This is a genomic window from Rhodovulum viride (assembly GCF_003265965.1).
Taxonomy (GTDB): domain Bacteria; phylum Pseudomonadota; class Alphaproteobacteria; order Rhodobacterales; family Rhodobacteraceae; genus Rhodovulum; species Rhodovulum kholense.
Map to the genome: position 1 here is coordinate 38,110 of NZ_MUAV01000008.1, position 14,727 is coordinate 52,836.

Annotated in this window: 13 protein-coding genes; 3 read left to right on the forward strand and 10 right to left on the reverse strand. The window is 68.6% G+C overall.

Annotated elements, in window-relative coordinates:
- Nucleotides 1-42: 42 nt before the first annotated feature.
- From gyrB to BYZ73_RS08565, 3 genes are all read left to right on the forward strand, one after another.
- On the forward strand, nucleotides 43-2,460 hold the full coding sequence (gene gyrB / locus BYZ73_RS08560; protein WP_112315644.1) for a DNA topoisomerase (ATP-hydrolyzing) subunit B: 2,418 nt from the start codon (nucleotides 43-45) through the stop codon (nucleotides 2,458-2,460).
- Between the two features lie 108 nt (nucleotides 2,461-2,568).
- The gene (locus tag BYZ73_RS22725) at nucleotides 2,569-2,784 is read left to right on the forward strand and encodes a hypothetical protein (RefSeq protein WP_181498002.1); all 216 of its coding nucleotides are present in this window, start codon (nucleotides 2,569-2,571) and stop codon (nucleotides 2,782-2,784) included.
- Between the two features lie 863 nt (nucleotides 2,785-3,647).
- Nucleotides 3,648-4,910 (forward strand): S41 family peptidase, encoded by a 1,263-nt coding sequence (locus tag BYZ73_RS08565; protein ID WP_112315645.1) that lies wholly within the window; start codon nucleotides 3,648-3,650, stop codon nucleotides 4,908-4,910.
- 9 nt (nucleotides 4,911-4,919) lie between these two features.
- Here the strand turns inward: BYZ73_RS08565 and BYZ73_RS22730 are convergent, their stop codons facing one another.
- From BYZ73_RS22730 to BYZ73_RS08610, 10 genes are all read right to left on the reverse strand, one after another.
- The gene (locus tag BYZ73_RS22730) at nucleotides 4,920-5,333 is read right to left on the reverse strand and encodes a hypothetical protein (protein WP_075784544.1); all 414 of its coding nucleotides are present in this window, start codon (nucleotides 5,331-5,333) and stop codon (nucleotides 4,920-4,922) included.
- Complete coding sequence (locus tag BYZ73_RS08570) at nucleotides 5,326-6,483, reverse strand: aldo/keto reductase (RefSeq protein ID WP_181498003.1); 1,158 nt, start codon at nucleotides 6,481-6,483, stop codon at nucleotides 5,326-5,328. Before BYZ73_RS08570 ends, BYZ73_RS22730 begins: the two co-directional genes overlap by 8 nt.
- 4 nt (nucleotides 6,484-6,487) lie before the next feature.
- The gene (locus BYZ73_RS08575; protein WP_146746276.1) at nucleotides 6,488-7,897 is read right to left on the reverse strand and encodes a radical SAM/SPASM domain-containing protein; all 1,410 of its coding nucleotides are present in this window, start codon (nucleotides 7,895-7,897) and stop codon (nucleotides 6,488-6,490) included.
- Nucleotides 7,898-8,032: 135 nt separating this feature from the next.
- Nucleotides 8,033-8,818 carry a nickel pincer cofactor biosynthesis protein LarC gene (gene larC, locus BYZ73_RS08580; protein WP_112315648.1) on the reverse strand — a complete coding sequence of 262 codons (786 nt, stop codon included), beginning with the start codon at nucleotides 8,816-8,818 and terminating at the stop codon, nucleotides 8,033-8,035.
- A complete protein-coding gene (gene larB, locus BYZ73_RS08585) occupies nucleotides 8,815-9,450 on the reverse strand; it encodes a nickel pincer cofactor biosynthesis protein LarB (protein ID WP_112315649.1) in 636 nt (211 codons plus the stop codon). Before larB ends, larC begins: the two co-directional genes overlap by 4 nt.
- A complete protein-coding gene (gene larE / locus BYZ73_RS08590; protein ID WP_220086813.1) occupies nucleotides 9,447-10,247 on the reverse strand; it encodes an ATP-dependent sacrificial sulfur transferase LarE in 801 nt (266 codons plus the stop codon). Before larE ends, larB begins: the two co-directional genes overlap by 4 nt.
- Entirely contained in the window at nucleotides 10,240-10,845 is a 606-nt protein-coding gene (nadD, locus tag BYZ73_RS08595; RefSeq protein WP_112315651.1) for a nicotinate (nicotinamide) nucleotide adenylyltransferase, read from the reverse strand. Before nadD ends, larE begins: the two co-directional genes overlap by 8 nt.
- A gap of 97 nt (nucleotides 10,846-10,942) precedes the next feature.
- On the reverse strand, nucleotides 10,943-12,445 hold the full coding sequence (gene ggpS / locus BYZ73_RS08600; RefSeq protein ID WP_108027557.1) for a glucosylglycerol-phosphate synthase: 1,503 nt from the start codon (nucleotides 12,443-12,445) through the stop codon (nucleotides 10,943-10,945).
- Nucleotides 12,446-12,448: 3 nt separating this feature from the next.
- Nucleotides 12,449-13,231: an HAD-IIB family hydrolase gene (locus BYZ73_RS08605; protein WP_112315652.1), complete on the reverse strand. Its 783-nt coding sequence runs from the start codon at nucleotides 13,229-13,231 to the stop codon at nucleotides 12,449-12,451.
- Complete coding sequence (locus tag BYZ73_RS08610) at nucleotides 13,228-14,352, reverse strand: NAD(P)H-dependent glycerol-3-phosphate dehydrogenase (protein ID WP_112315653.1); 1,125 nt, start codon at nucleotides 14,350-14,352, stop codon at nucleotides 13,228-13,230. The genes BYZ73_RS08605 and BYZ73_RS08610 overlap by 4 nt, the downstream gene beginning before the upstream one ends.
- Nucleotides 14,353-14,727: the final 375 nt, after the last annotated feature.

The window sequence follows — 14,727 nt, forward strand, 5'->3', positions numbered from 1 at the left end:
ACGACCCCGTATAAGATCGGCGACGAACAGAGGATCTTGCACATGGCCGAAAACGCACGGGTTGCCGAAGAATATGGCGCCGATTCCATCAAGGTTCTCAAGGGCCTGGAAGCGGTACGCAAACGGCCCGGGATGTATATCGGCGACACCGATGACGGGTCGGGCCTGCATCACATGGTCTATGAGGTCGTCGATAACGGCATCGACGAGGCTCTGGCCGGCCATGCCGACGCGGTGACCGTGAAGATTCACGCCGATTCCAGCGTCTCGGTCAGCGATAACGGCCGCGGCATTCCGGTCGGCATCCATGAGGAAGAGGGCGTCTCGGCGGCCGAGGTCATCATGACCCAGCTGCATGCCGGGGGCAAATTCGACCAGAACTCCTACAAGGTCTCGGGCGGGCTGCATGGCGTCGGCGTCTCGGTCGTGAACGCGCTGTCGGACTGGCTGGAACTGCGGATCTGGCGCGAAGGCCACGAACATTACGCGCGGTTCGAGCATGGCGATACCGCCGAGCATCTGCGCGTCGTCGGTCCCTCGGACGGGCGCACCGGCACCGAGGTCCGGTTTCTGGCCTCGACCGACACCTTCTCGAACCGCGACTATTCGTTCAAGACGCTCGAAAACCGGCTGCGCGAACTGGCCTTCCTCAATTCCGGCGTCCGCATCCTGCTGGAGGACGAGCGCGGCGCCGAGCCGCTGCGGTCCGAGCTGTTCTACGAAGGCGGCGTGCGCGAATTCGTCCGCTATCTGGACCGCCACAAGACCGCGCTGGTGCCCGATCCGATCTTCATGACCGGCGAACGCGACGGGATCGCGGTCGAGGTCGCGATGTGGTGGAACGACGGTTATCACGAAACCGTCCTGCCCTTCACCAACAACATCCCCCAGCGCGACGGCGGCACCCACATGGCGGGCTTCCGCGGGGCGCTGACCCGCAGCATCAACAATTACGCGATGTCCAGCGGCATCGCCAAGCGCGAGAAGGTCAACTTTACCGGCGACGATGCCCGCGAGGGGCTGACCTGCGTGCTGTCAGTGAAGGTGCCCGACCCGAAATTTTCCAGCCAGACCAAGGACAAGCTGGTCAGTTCCGAGGTCCGCCCTGCGGTCGAGAGCCTGGTGAACGAAAAGCTCGCCGAGTGGTTCGAGGAACACCCGCAGGAGGCCCGCAACATCGTCGGCAAGATCGTCGAGGCGGCACTGGCCCGCGAGGCGGCGCGCAAGGCCCGCGAGCTGACCCGGCGCAAGACGGCGATGGATGTGGCCTCGCTTCCGGGCAAGCTGGCCGATTGCCAGGAACGCGATCCCTCCAAGTCCGAGATCTTCCTCGTCGAGGGTGACAGCGCCGGCGGCTCGGCCAAGCAGGGCCGGGCCCGGGCCAATCAGGCGGTGCTGCCGCTTCGGGGCAAGATCCTCAACGTGGAACGCGCCCGCTTCGACCGGATGCTGTCGAGCCAGGAGATCGGCACGCTGATCACCGCGCTTGGCACCGGGATCGGGCGGGACGAGTTCGACATCTCGAAGCTGCGCTACCACAAGATCGTCATCATGACCGACGCCGATGTCGACGGCGCGCATATCCGGACGCTTCTGTTGACCTTCTTCTTCCGGCAGATGCCGCAGGTGATCGAGGGGGGCTTCCTCTACATCGCGCAGCCGCCGCTTTACAAGGTCGCCCGCGGCAAGTCCGAGGTCTATCTGAAAGACCAGGCCGCGCTGGAGGATTACCTTGTCGAGATGGGGATCGACGGCGCCGTGCTGCAGCTGGGCGACGGGCAGCACCTGATCGGCAACGATCTGGCCCGGGTCATCGAAGAGGCCCGCCAGGTTCGGCGCATCCTGCAGGCCTTCCCGACCCATTACCCCGCGCATATCCTCGAACAGGCCGCCATCGCCGGGGCCTTCCGGCCCGGCCAGATCGACGCCGACCTGCAGGGCACGGCCGAGGCGGTGGCCCGGCGGCTCGACCTGATCGCGCTGGAATACGAACGCGGCTGGCAGGGGCGCCCGACCCAGGACAAGGGCATGCGCTTCTCGCGCGTCGTTCGCGGCGTCGAAGAGGTGCGGGTGCTGGACGGTGCGGTGCTGCGCTCGGCCGAGGCCGCGCGGCTCGGGACTTTCACCGCCAAGCTGCAGGAGGTCTACGAACGTCCCGCCAAGCTGGTGCGAAAGGACCGCGACCAGCCGATCCATGCGCCTTCCGAATTGCTGCAGGCGATTCTCAGCGAGGGCGAAAAGGGCCTGTCGCTGCAACGCTACAAGGGTCTTGGCGAGATGAACCCCGAACAGCTCTGGGAAACCACGCTCGACCCCGAGGCGCGGACGCTGCTGCAGGTGCGGGTCGAGGATGTGGCCGAGGCCGACGACATCTTCACCAAGCTGATGGGCGACGTGGTCGAGCCGCGCCGCGACTTCATCCAGCAGAACGCGCTGAGCGTTGCCAACCTCGATTTCTGAGGCCGTTGCGACCGGACCCGGGGGCCCGCCAGGCCAGTTGGTGAAGGCGTCGGGATTGGCGACGTCGCCGCCACGCCCTGACAGGTCAACGTCCGCCCGCCCGACAGGGTGCGGGCGACGCGCCCCTCGTCGGGAACCATCAACCGCATCGTCCCGTCCGGCCCGCCCGAGAAGGTGCCGGTCGCGGTGACATGCTCGGTTTCGGCCTTCGGCCAGGTGGTGTGCATCTCGAACCGGACGGTGACCGCATCACAGCCGGACGACGCCCGCGCGCCGATATTCCAGAACTCGACATCGGCCCTGGTCGACCCGCAGGAGTCCTGAGCGAAAAAGCGCGCCGTGACCTTCTGGACCCGAAACGCCCCGCCCGGGGGCGGCGCGGCCGGCCCGCGACCGGGTCCAGAGCATCGCTGCCGCCATCGCCAGCGCGCCGAACTGTCCTCGTCATAGCCGCCCCAGTCCCAGCCCCAGCCCGGCGCCTCGGCCCCGGGTGCCACCCCCGGCCGACGGCGGCCAGCGTCCGCGCCGCGTTCAGCCCGATGGCCAGCGGCACCGCCAGCCCCATGGCCTCCCATCCGGCGCGCCCGCCAAAGGGCGACGGCTTGCCGAGCAACACCGCGCCCGGCACCATCTCGACCGCCTCGCTGGTCTCGGCCCCGGCCGACCAGCGGACCGGCAGCGCGGTATCGGCAAAGGGCTCGTAAAACGCCAAAACCGGCGCTGGACTGTCTGGCCCATGCACCGACGAGACCAAGCCCGAAATCGCCTCGGACAGGGTGTCGGCATCGCCTTCGGGGTCGAAGATCAGCGCGATCTGGGCCAGTTCGGCGCGGGCGGCGTCGCTGCCCCGGTTGGCCATCGCCCCGAAAAGCGCGCGCGCCGCAAGGGACCGGGAGGCCTCGGTACGACCCAGCGCCTCGCGGGGGTCGAGCGCGGCGGCAGGCGGGGCGAGGGGCGCAAGGGCGGCGGCCAGGAACAGCGCACGACGCAGCATCATCGGTTCTTCGCACGCAGCGCCGGAGCGCTCGGTCTGTCCGGCCCGATGCCGCCGGCCAGTCGGATCAAGTGGCGCGCGCCCACCCCGCCCTGTCAACAATACCGCCCCTTTCGCAATTGCCGCCCCCCCGGCGGCACCGAAAGAACCATGACAGCATTTCGGCTGGACCGGACCGACCCGGCGCCGCATCATGGGGAGAACGCCGTTCGGGCAGGAGGGGCCGGAAGTGTCCTATCTGCGATCCGACTGGCTGGCCGATCTGGGTTTTCTCGAAGAGACGATCACACTTTGGTGGGCCGGCCGCGACCGTCATGCCGATTCTGACGGAGCCAACCCGGCGGCCGTCTTTTCGGCCCTGCGCACAGTCGACCCCGCAGGCGATCTCTGGGCCGGGGCGCGGGCGCTTCGCGACGGGCTTTGGGCGCTGGGCGATTGTCACCTGAGACTGGCCCCCAGCGTGATGGGGGCAGAGACCGCCTGGCTGTCGGGTCTGGCTTTCGCCCCGACCCCCGAGGGCCCGGTGCTTCTCTGGGCCGATCCTGCGATTTCGGCCTATCGGGCGGCCTCTGTCGGCGATCTCCTGACCGCCATCGACGGCGTCCCGGCCGAAAAGGTTCTGGCGTCCCTCCGGCTGCGCCCCGGCTCGACGCCCCGGCAGAGGTACCTTTTTGCCCTGCAAAGCCTCTCGCACCGCGACTGCCTGCCGGGCGAGTCCCCCCTGCCCCGACGCCTGAGCCTGACCGATGCCCGCAGACGCGATCTGACGTTTGCGCCCGACTGGCGCGTGCAGGACCCCGCCGCCCCGCCGCCGCCTGCCGTACGCGCCCGGCGGATTGACGACCGGACCGGGCTGATCGCGATGCGCAGCTTCGCCTGCCGCGACCGGACGGGTCAGATCAGCGATGCCGAGATGGCGCGCCAGCTCGACGCCGCCTTTGCCGGGCTTGCGGGCTGCGACCGGCTGGTGATCGACCTGCGCGGCAATGGCGGCGGGCGCGACGAACAGGCCCGCATGCTGGCAGCAAAGCTGACCGGCGCGCCGCTGGTCTGGATGCGTCACGCCCATCCCGCCCCTTATGGCGGACAGCTCGGGCGGTTCGAGGATCTGATCCTCGCGCCCACAGCCACGCCCCAGCCCGCCCGGCTCCGGCTGCTGATCGACGCGGGCACCGCCTCGACCGCCGAGATCTGTGTGGCAGCCCTTGCCGCCCTGCCCGGCACGGTTCTTGTCGGCAGCCCAAGCGGCGGCGCCGTGGGCGATCCGGTCGAGTTCCGCCTGCCGCGGTCGCTTCTGGGGGTCTTCGTGCCCGTGGCCCGCTATGCGCGGCCCGGCACCGATGCGCCCATCGAGGGCGCGGGGCTGGTCCCCGACATCGAGACCGCGCCCGGGGCCTTCGATCTGCGCGAGGGCCGCGATCCGGTTCTGGACGCGGCGCTCGCCTCATTCGACTGATCCGCGCCGCTATTTCTGCCGGCGATTGGCCAGCGTCAGGATCATCGAGTTCATCTTCTCCATGTCGGAATGGAGCCGCAACAGATCGACCTGCGGCTTGGGCAGCAGCACTCCAAGCTCGCGGGCGATATTGATCGGAATGTCGTCGGTCAGCGCCGCCGTCCCGCACGTGCCGCAGGTGCCACAGGTCCCGCAGGTCCCGCAGGTCCCGCAACTGGCGAGCACGTCCCATTCCTCGATCCGTTGCCCGGGTTTGAGGATCACTTCGATCTCGCTCAGATCCACCTGGGGCGGCTCGGCGCGGATAGTCTTGATCATCGCCTCCGCCAGCTCCTGCTGGAGCGCGTTGCGGAGCTTCTTCTTCTGCTCCTCGGGCAACTGCTCGGCAGTCACCTTCTTGAAGCCCTGGACTTCGTCAGCCATGCGTATTTTCCTCCTCTGTCTGTCTGGAACCGGCTGGACGGGTGGCTTGGGTCAACCGCACATGCGCAAGCTGCAACAGGCGGGCGATATCGAAATCCTCGGGGCAGACCTCGGCGCATTTTCCGCAGCGCGCACAGGCAGAGGCATCGGGCTGCATCCGGGCATATTTGAACCGCGCGATCCCGGTCATGCCGAAGAAGCGGTCCTGATCGAGCAGGCGGAACACCTTGGGGATCTCGATCCCCTCGGGGCAGACGTCCAGACAGGCGGCACAACGGGTGCATTCGCCGGGAGAGGCCACCGCCACCCGGGCCTCGAGCGTCCGGCAGGCCTCGGGGTCCGGCCCGACGCCGATCCCGGCGGCGAGGTTCCGGCGCAGCTCGGTCCGGTTGGCGATGCCAAGCACGGCGGTCGCGATGCCGGGCTGCATCAGCGCATAGCGGATCGCCCCCGACAGCGTGTCCTGCCCCGTGGCGGGATCGGCCAGAAACCCGAGCCGGGGAGCGCCATGTTTCATCTCGCCGCCCGCCAGCACCTTCATCACCACGACGCCCACGCCGTTGGCGCGCGCCGCCGGCAACAGCCGGTCGCGATAGTCGGAAATGGGCGCGCCGAACACCGTCTCGCGGCCAAGCACGTTGAAGGGAAACATCACCACATCGAAGGCGCGCTCCTCGATGGCGCGCAGGATGACCTCGGTCGGGGCATGGAACGAGGCGCCGGTGGCGCGCACCAGACCCGCCGTCCGGGCCGCGACCGCGACATCGCAGAACCCGCCCAGTTCGGTGCAAAGCTCATACTCGCGCATGGTCTCGACCATGTGCGTCATCCACAGGTCGATATGGTCCCGGCCCATGGTCCGAAGCGAGGCCTGCAGATCGCGCAGGCAATGCGGCCCGCCCCGCGCGCCGGTCTTGGTGGCGATGATCAGCCCGTCACGCACGCTGGGCGGCAGATGGGCGATCACCGCCTCGCCGTTCACGTAGCTGCGGGCGGTGTCGTAATAGGTGATGCCGCAGTCATAGGCCTCTTCCAGAAGCCCGACCCAGTCGGCCGCGGCCCCATGGCGGAACGGGCTCGACCCGATCCCCATCGCCGAGACCTCGATCCCGGTCTTGCCCAGCGGGCGTCTGTCGAGAGCCAGCGCCATGGCCTCAGGCCTCGACGGCCCGGGCCGCGACGCTGCGGATCTCGTCGATCCGCACGATGGCCGCCTCGACCAGCGCATGTTTCATCCGGCAATATTGCGGCAGCGGGTCGTCCGAACCGTGCCCGGTCTGCGACTGATGCAGGCAGCCGCCGCCGCAAAGATACCGCGCCCAGCAATCCCGACAGACCGGGCGGTCGTCGACCATGGTCAGGAAGCGGCTGTCAAGCTCGGTCGGCCCCCTGTTCTCGGCGATGTTGGAATAGGGATCGCGATAGATCCGCTGGCATTCGTAGATGTTGCCATCGGGCGCCACCGTCACCTCGGACACGCCCGCGCCGCAGCCATAGACCACGCGCTGCTGGCGCAGGATCTTGAGGATCGTGCCCTTCATTTCGTCGGGCAGGCCGGTCCAGGTCTCGAAGGCGCGGCCAAGATAGCGGTCGTAATGGGCCAGGAATTCTTCCCAGTCGGCCTCGTCGAACTGCGCCTCGCGGGCGTCGGTCGCCACCACCTCGAACGAGACCCTCTCGCCGCCCAGCGCGCTCAGCCCGCGGGTCACGGCATCGGGGTCCTTGTTGGCCCGGGTCAGCACCGCGCGCAGGTTGAAATCGGCTCCCTTCTCGGCCAGCCTTTTGATATTGGGCAGGATCGCGGGCATGGTCGGACGACCGTTCTTGAAGGTCCGGAACCGGTCATGGGTGCGGCGGTCGCCATCGACGCTGACCTGCACCGTCACCCCATGATCGACCAGAAAGCCCACCCTCTCTTCGTTCAGGAGCGTGCCATTGGTGATCAGGTACTTGCTCAGGTCCTTGCCCTCGCGCGCGGCCCAGGCGTCGATCCGCTCGACGACATGGGTCAGCACCTCCCAGTTCAGCAGCGGCTCGCCGCCGTAAAGCTGCACATGCGCCTTCGGCCCTTCCTGATGGCGGAAGAACCAGTCCAGAACCTCGTCGGCCCGCTCGCGGGTCATGACATTGGGCTTCTGGTAGATCGGCACGTCCTTCTCGAAGCAGTAGCTGCACCCCATGTTGCAGCCCCCCGCCAGCATCAGGACGAGGTTCTTGAAGGGCGGCCGGCCGGGCCTCGGCACCGGCTCGCAGGACAACTCGCCCGCCACCAGCATCTCGAGGAAGCGCAGGTAATGGGCGCGGATCTCAGCCTCGGGCACCTCGCCCGCCAGATCCTCGACGATTTCGGCAAGGCTCATGCGCGCCGCACGATCCAGAACCAGCGCCGCCCCCCGGTCGAGCTTGAAGATCGCATAGGACCGGCAGTCGAAAGCATAGTGCTGGCCGTCGCGGGCAAAGACATGCACCTCGATCGGCATCAGGTAGTCTGTCAGGGAAAGCGGCGCGGCAGAGGGGGTCTTGTGGCTTTCGCCTGCGGACGCGGGCGCAGTCGTGACGGTCACGGGCATCGCACACCTCGGGGTCAATGACTTTCGGGAACAAACGCCACTCGGCACGCACTGCCAGGCTCGGCAAACGCAGAGGACAGAAACAAATTGCCTTTAATTTCATTATTATGCGTGGCACTTGACGCTAAGTCAAGATGACTCGCTGTCGGGCCCGGCGGGATCGTGCGGCCGGTGTTTCGCGGGGGCCGGGACCGCATCGCCCAGCGCGAAAAGCGCGCCGTTCGGCACCCCCGGCAGCACCCGCCCGCCATAGATCCGGGCGGTCTGTCGAATCACCATTTCGGGCCAGTCGCCGAAGACGAAACCGGCTGCGCGCAGGAAGGCGATGGCGGTCGGGGTCACGGTCTCGCCGGTCGAGGCAAGGCCGCAGACCGGCACCCCGCGCAGAAGCTCCTGCACCGCAGGCGCGGGCGTCGGCAACAGGCCATGGGCACAGCGGACCGTCCCGTCGCACAGCGGCAGCGGGCTGCAGACCAGCCGGTCGGGCGCGATCCGGACCAGAAGCTCGGCCGCGAGGCAGGTGTCGAGGATCGAATCGAGCGCGCCGACCTCGTGGAACGCGATCTTCCCGGGCGGGCAGCCATGAACCGCCCCCTCGGCCTCGGCCAGAAGCGTGAAGGCCCGCGCCGCGACCGCCTTCGCCGGGGTCGCGAGACGGCTCGCCTCGATCAGCGCCAGGATGTCGCCCAGATGGCGATGGGCATGTTCATGCGGCAGCCGGACGCGCGCCTGCCAGCCCGAGATGCCCTGCAAGGCATGCGGCCGGATCTCGACCGCGCCTTGCGGCAGCGGCAGGCCGGTCGCGGCCAGAACCGAGCCGATATCGGCCGCCTGACCCGCCATCACCGCCAGCCCCGCCAGCAGCATGTCGCCGCTCAGCCCCGAAGGCGTCCGGATCACCAGAACCCCGCTCACCGCGCCCGTGCCTCAAGGATCCGAAGCACCGCCGAGGCCGCGCCGAAGCCGTTGTCGATATTGCACACCAGCACCCCCTGGGCGCAGCTGGCCAGCATCGCGTTCAGCGCCGTGCGCCCGCCCTCTGCCGCGCCATAGCCGACCGACGTGGGCACCCCGATCACCGGCACGCCGACCAGCCCGCCGATCACCGACACCAGCGCCCCGTCCATGCCCGCAACCACGATCACCGCATCGCTGTCGCGGATGCTCTCGATCTGTTCCTCCAGCCGCCAGAGCCCGGCCACGCCGATATCGGCGATCAGGTCCGGCGAGAGCCCGCCGAAGCGGAGCGTGCGCAGCGCCTCCAGCGCCACCGGCAGATCGCCGGTGCCCGCCGTCACCACCCGCACCCTGCCCGTCCGCGCAGGCAGACAGCCATTGACGATGGCGGTGCGCGAGGCCGGGTCGTAATCCTTGGGCGGGGCGGCCAGCGCGGCATGACGCTCGGGCGCCAGCCGGGTCAGAAGCGTGGGCCGGCCCGGCAGCGCCCCGAGGATCGCGTCGAGATCGGCCAGCGCCTTGCCCTCGCAGAGGATCGCCTCGGGCTGGCCGATCCGGCGCGGCCGGTCGTGATCGAGCCGCACCCTCATCGCGCCCCACGAAACGCCCGGCCCGGCGCATAGGGCCGCGGATCGAGCCTCAGCTCACGGATGCCCGGGTCGATGGCGCGAGCCTCGGCGGCAACACAGGCGATCAGCCCGGGACCGATCCGCGCGCCCTCGCCCGCCTCGACCTCGATCAGCATCAGATCCCCCCGGCGGCGGCAGCGCAGCACCGAAAGCCCCGTTTCGGCCCGCAGCCGGTCCTCGGCCCGCTCGACCGCGCGCAGCCGTTCGGGCGTGACCGCAAGCCCGGTGTACAGTCGGCTGGCAAGACAGGGCGAGGCGGGCAGATCGGCGAAGGAAAGCCCCAGCGCACGCGCCATGCCGCGGATGCCCGCCTTGTCGATCCCCGCCTCGACATAGGGGTGCCGCACCCCCAGCGCCTCGGCGGCGCGAAGGCCTGGGCGATACTCGCCCAGATCGTCGGCATTGGTGCCCGAAAGGATCGCGACCGGCCCGTCGACGGCGGCCGTCACCTGCCGCAAGGTGGAATAAAGCCGCTGCTTGCAGAAGAAACAGCGGTCGACCGGGTTGGCCAGATAGTCGGGATCGGAAAACTCGCCCGCATCGACCAGATCCAGCGCCCAGCCCTCGGCCCCGGCCTGTGCGCGGACCCGGGCGGTGGCGGCGGCGGGTACGGCGGGGCTGACGGCATGCACGATACGCGTGGCTTTGGGCGCCTGCCGATGGGCAAGCGTGGCCAGAAGCAGGCTGTCGATGCCGCCGCTGCAGGCCACCGCCCGCAATGGCAGTCCTGCCAGCACGGCGCTAAGCCGCTCAGGCAAGGCGGGCTGCGGGGCCGGGCCGGGCATAGGGCTGCTCTGTCATCAGATAAGAGATCACCGCCGAGGGGCAGAGCCCGTCAAGCGGCCCGCCCGCCGCCAGACGCGCACGGATCTGGGTCGACGAGAGGTCGGGCAAGGGTCCGCCAAGCCGCTCGACCCAGGGCGGCGCCGCGTCGAGCGGATGACCGGGCCGGTCCAGCGCCAAGATGCGCGCAGAGGCCCGGATCGCGTCGATCCCGTGCCAGCGCGGCAACAGCGCCAGCTTGTCGCTGCCGACCAGCAGAACGATGTCAGTGCCCGCCGGAAGCGTCCTGTGAAACAGCGCCAGGGTATCGACGGCAAAGGGCGAGGCGCCAGGGCGGCATTCGGCATCGCTGACCTCAAGCCACGGACGGCCCTCGCACAGCAGCCGCAGCATCGCAAGCCGATGCGCCGCCGAGGCGACGGCCTGCGCCTTGGGGCCGGGCCGCGTGGCGGTCGAGCCTGCGGGGATCAGGATGACGCGGTCTAGGTCAAGTGCCTGCCGGGCCAGCACCGCTGCCGCCAGATGCCCCTCGTGAACCGGATCGAAGCTTCCGCCGAACAAAGCGACGCGCACCGCACCCTCCCCACCGAAAGCCCGTCTTCCGCTGGCTCATGGTAGCAGAGGCGGGGCGTCCTGTCGCCCCGCAAGGTTCCGCTGCGTCAGGAAAAGATCACGCGGCGGGCAAGGCGGCCGCGCCCAGCGTCGGACCGGACAGCGCCTCCATCTGATGGTTGGCCCAGAACCGGACGTCGTGGCGATGCACCACATCGCGAAGCGCCGCCATGCGGTCGCGGCGTTCGGCCGTCGGCATGTCCAGCGCCTGGGCGATGGCGCTGTCCATCGAGCGGTGCGAGAACGGGTTGGTCAGCAGCGCCGCCCCCATCTCGACCGCGGCGCCCGCGAATTCCGACAAGACCAGCACCCCGTCGCCATCGACCCGCGCGGCGCAGAATTCCTTGCAGACCAGGTTCATCCCGTCGGCAAGCGGCGTGATCCAGGCGACATCGGCGGCGCGGTAATAGGCCACCAGATCCTCGAACGGGATCGCGCGCGAAATCAGCACGATGGGTTGCCAGTCAAGGCTGCCGAAACGGCCGTTGATCCGCCCCGCCATCTGTTCCAGCTCGTTCTGGATATTCTCGTAGACGGTCATGTTGCGGTTCGCGGGCACCGAGACATGCATCAGCCGGATCTTACCGCGCAGATCGGGCTGGGCCTCCAGCAGGCGTTCATAGCTCAGCAGCTGGTCGATCCCGCCCTTGGTGTAATCGGTGCGCCCGACCGACAGCAGAAGCTTGGCGCCGCCCATTTCCGCGCGGATCTCTTCGGCGCGGCGGGCGGTTTCCTCACGCCGCGCGACCGCGTCGATGTAATCGGCATCGACCCCGACGGGCGAGGCCTGCACCGCCACCCGCCGGTCTTCATAGACCAGTTCGGTCGGCACGCTGCGCTCCGAAAGCGCGGTCACTTCGGCGGCGAATTCGGGCTCGACCTTCTGGCGCGCCGTCACCTCGACATCGAGAAGGCTGCGCGCGGCCGAGACGAAATTCGCCACATAGCGCGGGATGTGAAAGCCCACCACGTCGCAGGCCAGCAGGCTTTGCAGGATCTCCTTGCGCCAGGGCAGCACGTTGAACGTGTCGGCCGCCGGAAACGGCGTGTGGTGGAAGAAGCTGATCTTCACATCGGGGCGCAGGGTCCGCAGATAGCCAGGCACCAGCCACAGATTGTAGTCATGCACCCAGACCACCGCGCCCTCGGCGGCCTCGGCGGCGGCGGCCTCGGCGAAGGCCCAGTTCACCTCGCGAAAGGTCGGCCAGTCGACGGGGTCGTAATTGTAGCGCTCCTTGAAGGAATGCAGGATCGGCCAGAAGGCCTCTTTCGAGGTGACGTGATAAAAGCTGCTGACCTGCTCGGCCGTCAGCGGCAGCCGCGAGACCGTGTACTTGCCGAAAGCGTCGTCGACCTCGATCACCCGCTCGAAATCGGGATTGGCCGGGTCTTCGGCCTGTTTCCAGGCGATCCAGGCGCCTTTCTCGAACCGACCGAAGAAGCTTTTCAGGGTCGGCACGATGCCGTTCGGGCTCTTGTTCTCTCGCAGGACGATCTTTCCGTCTTCCTCCACCTCCTCGTAGGGCTGGCGGTGATAGACGATGACAAGATCCGATGGCATGGGTCAGGCTCCTTTGGGCAAAGTGTGAAGATCGAAAGCGGCGATGGCCTCCATGATGCCTGCGGCGCCATGCGCCCGGGCGATGTGCAGATGGTCGAGGTCGCGGACCCGCTCGACCAGGGCGGGTTCGGAATTGCCGACGGCAACGGCGTTGAGACCGCATTCCAGCATCGACAGGTCGTTCAGCGTATCGCCCGCGGCCAGCACCCGGCCCTCGGGGATGGCCAGATGCGCGACCAGCCGGCGCAGGGACGGCCCCTTAGACACGCCCTTGGGCAGCACGTCGAAATAGCAGTCGGCCGAGATCAGCCAGTCGAGCCCCATCGCCTCGACCTTCGCCTCGGCCGAGGGGTCGTAGGTCTCGGGGTCCATGTCGAAGCTGACGCGGTAGCGGAACTCGGTGGGTTGCAGCGTCAGCCCCGGATGGCCGTCAAGCGCCGCGCGCACACGCGCGCCGCTTTCATCCCAGCGCCGCGAGATATCCTCTTCCAGCGCCGGGATCGGCCGGATCGCCTCGCCGGGATGAACCTCGGCAATCGAGGTACCGACATCGCCGACCACGTATTCGGGCCAGGGCAGGCCGTTCTCGGCGCACATCTCCATGATGAATTCCGGGTCGCGCCCGGTGACGAAGATCAGTCCCACGCTGGCGCGGTTGGCCTCGATCCAGTCGTAAAGGCGTTGCCGCTCGGCCTCGGTCCCGCCAAGGAAGGTGCCGTCCAGATCGGTTGCCAGCACGAAGCGGCGGTCCGACAACGGCGGATGGGGGGCGGTGGCAAGGTTCATGAGGACACTCCGAAAGGCAGGGGAACGGTCGGGGCGGGATGGTCGAGCGACAGCGTCAGGGCGCGCGGCTCGGCCTCGATCGGCCGGGTCCAGAGCGCCGAGAAGCTGCGCTCGAGATCGGCCCCCTCGTGCAGCACGGCATTGACCGTCTCGCAGATCGGCATCGGCACCTCGATCTGCCGTGCCAGATCGATGACCGAGCGGGCATTGACCTCGCCCTCGACCACGACCGGGCGTCCGCCGAAACAATCGGCGCGCGCGATGCCCTGCCCGAGCTGGGTGCCCAGCGCCATGTTGCGCGAGGTGGTCGAGGAACAGGTCAGCGTCAGATCGCCCGCCCCCGACAGCCCGGTCACGGTCTCGCGCTGCCCGCCCAGGGCCTCGGCCAGTGCCTTCATCTCGTCGACGCCGCGGGCAATCAGGGCCGCACGAGTGTTTTCGGCAAAGCCCGCGCCCGACATCATCCCGCAGGCGATGGCGATCACGTTCTTGACCGCGCCGCCGACCTCGACGCCCACCAGATCGTCCGAGACATAGGGCCGGAAGCCGTGGCCCCCGACCGACATCGCCATCCGCGCCGCCGCGCTGGACTGGGGCGCCAGCCGGTCGGCATAGGTGAAGGGAAAGGCCACGGTCGCCGCGGTCGGGTGGCCCAGCGCGGTCTCGCGCGCGAAGGTCGGCCCCGAAATCGCGCCGATCGGATGGCCCGGCAATTCCTGCGCCGCGACCTCGGACAGAAGAAGCCCCGATCCAAGCTCGATCCCCTTGGCGCAAAGCGCAATCGGGATGCCCGGCGGCATATGCGGCGCCGCGGCCCGGCACATCTCGCGCAGCGTCGCCGACGGCGTGACCATCAGCACCGCCTCGGCCCCGTCCAGCGCCTCGGCCAGCGAGGCGGTCGCGTGCAACGTCTCGCCCAGCTCGATGCCCGGCAGATATTGCGAATTCCGGCCGGTGGCGGCGATCTCCTGCGCCAGCGCCGGGCGCCGCGCCCAAAGCCGCACTGCACGACCGTTGCGGGACAGCACGCGCGCCAGCGCCGTGCCCCAGGACCCGGCGCCCAGCACGGCGACCGTCCCGAAGGGAGAGGATTGCCGGTCCCCGGATGCGATGTCTTTCATGTCTGGTCGGACTCCCTGCCATCTGTCGGAAGGACGGGTCCGGGAAAGCGTTGAAAGCCGCCTCCGGGCCGGCCCGCGGTACGCCTGCGCGCGGCCGCCCTATCGATGCCGTTGCGATACGGGAAGGATACGGGCCGCAAGCGCGGCGATACGCGCCAGCCAAAGCTATGCCGTTACTTCGTCAAATCAAGCATTCGCCGCACCGCAGCATCAATGCGAAGCGAAATCGAGGGCGCCCTTCTTCGTTCTGCTCACGAAATATGCACCGCGACCGGTTTTTGCGCCCTTCGGCCAGTCCAGTCGGGTCTGCAGTTCTGGAAGGCAAAATCCGCAGATTCCGGCGGGAGGCGAGCCGCCCGTCCCTTGGCCTCGCCG

Coding starts and splice junctions, on each gene's coding strand:
- BYZ73_RS08565 (WP_112315645.1), top strand. CDS start 3,648: ATGGGGAGAACGCCGTTCGGGCAGGAGGGGCCGGAAGTGTCCTATCTG.
- gyrB (WP_112315644.1), top strand. CDS start 43: ATGGCCGAAAACGCACGGGTTGCCGAAGAATATGGCGCCGATTCCATC.
- ggpS (WP_108027557.1), bottom strand. CDS start 12,445: ATGCCATCGGATCTTGTCATCGTCTATCACCGCCAGCCCTACGAGGAG.
- BYZ73_RS08610 (WP_112315653.1), bottom strand. CDS start 14,352: ATGAAAGACATCGCATCCGGGGACCGGCAATCCTCTCCCTTCGGGACG.
- BYZ73_RS08570 (WP_181498003.1), bottom strand. CDS start 6,483: ATGGCGCTGGCTCTCGACAGACGCCCGCTGGGCAAGACCGGGATCGAG.
- BYZ73_RS22730 (WP_075784544.1), bottom strand. CDS start 5,333: ATGGCTGACGAAGTCCAGGGCTTCAAGAAGGTGACTGCCGAGCAGTTG.
- BYZ73_RS08605 (WP_112315652.1), bottom strand. CDS start 13,231: ATGAACCTTGCCACCGCCCCCCATCCGCCGTTGTCGGACCGCCGCTTC.
- larB (WP_112315649.1), bottom strand. CDS start 9,450: ATGAGGGTGCGGCTCGATCACGACCGGCCGCGCCGGATCGGCCAGCCC.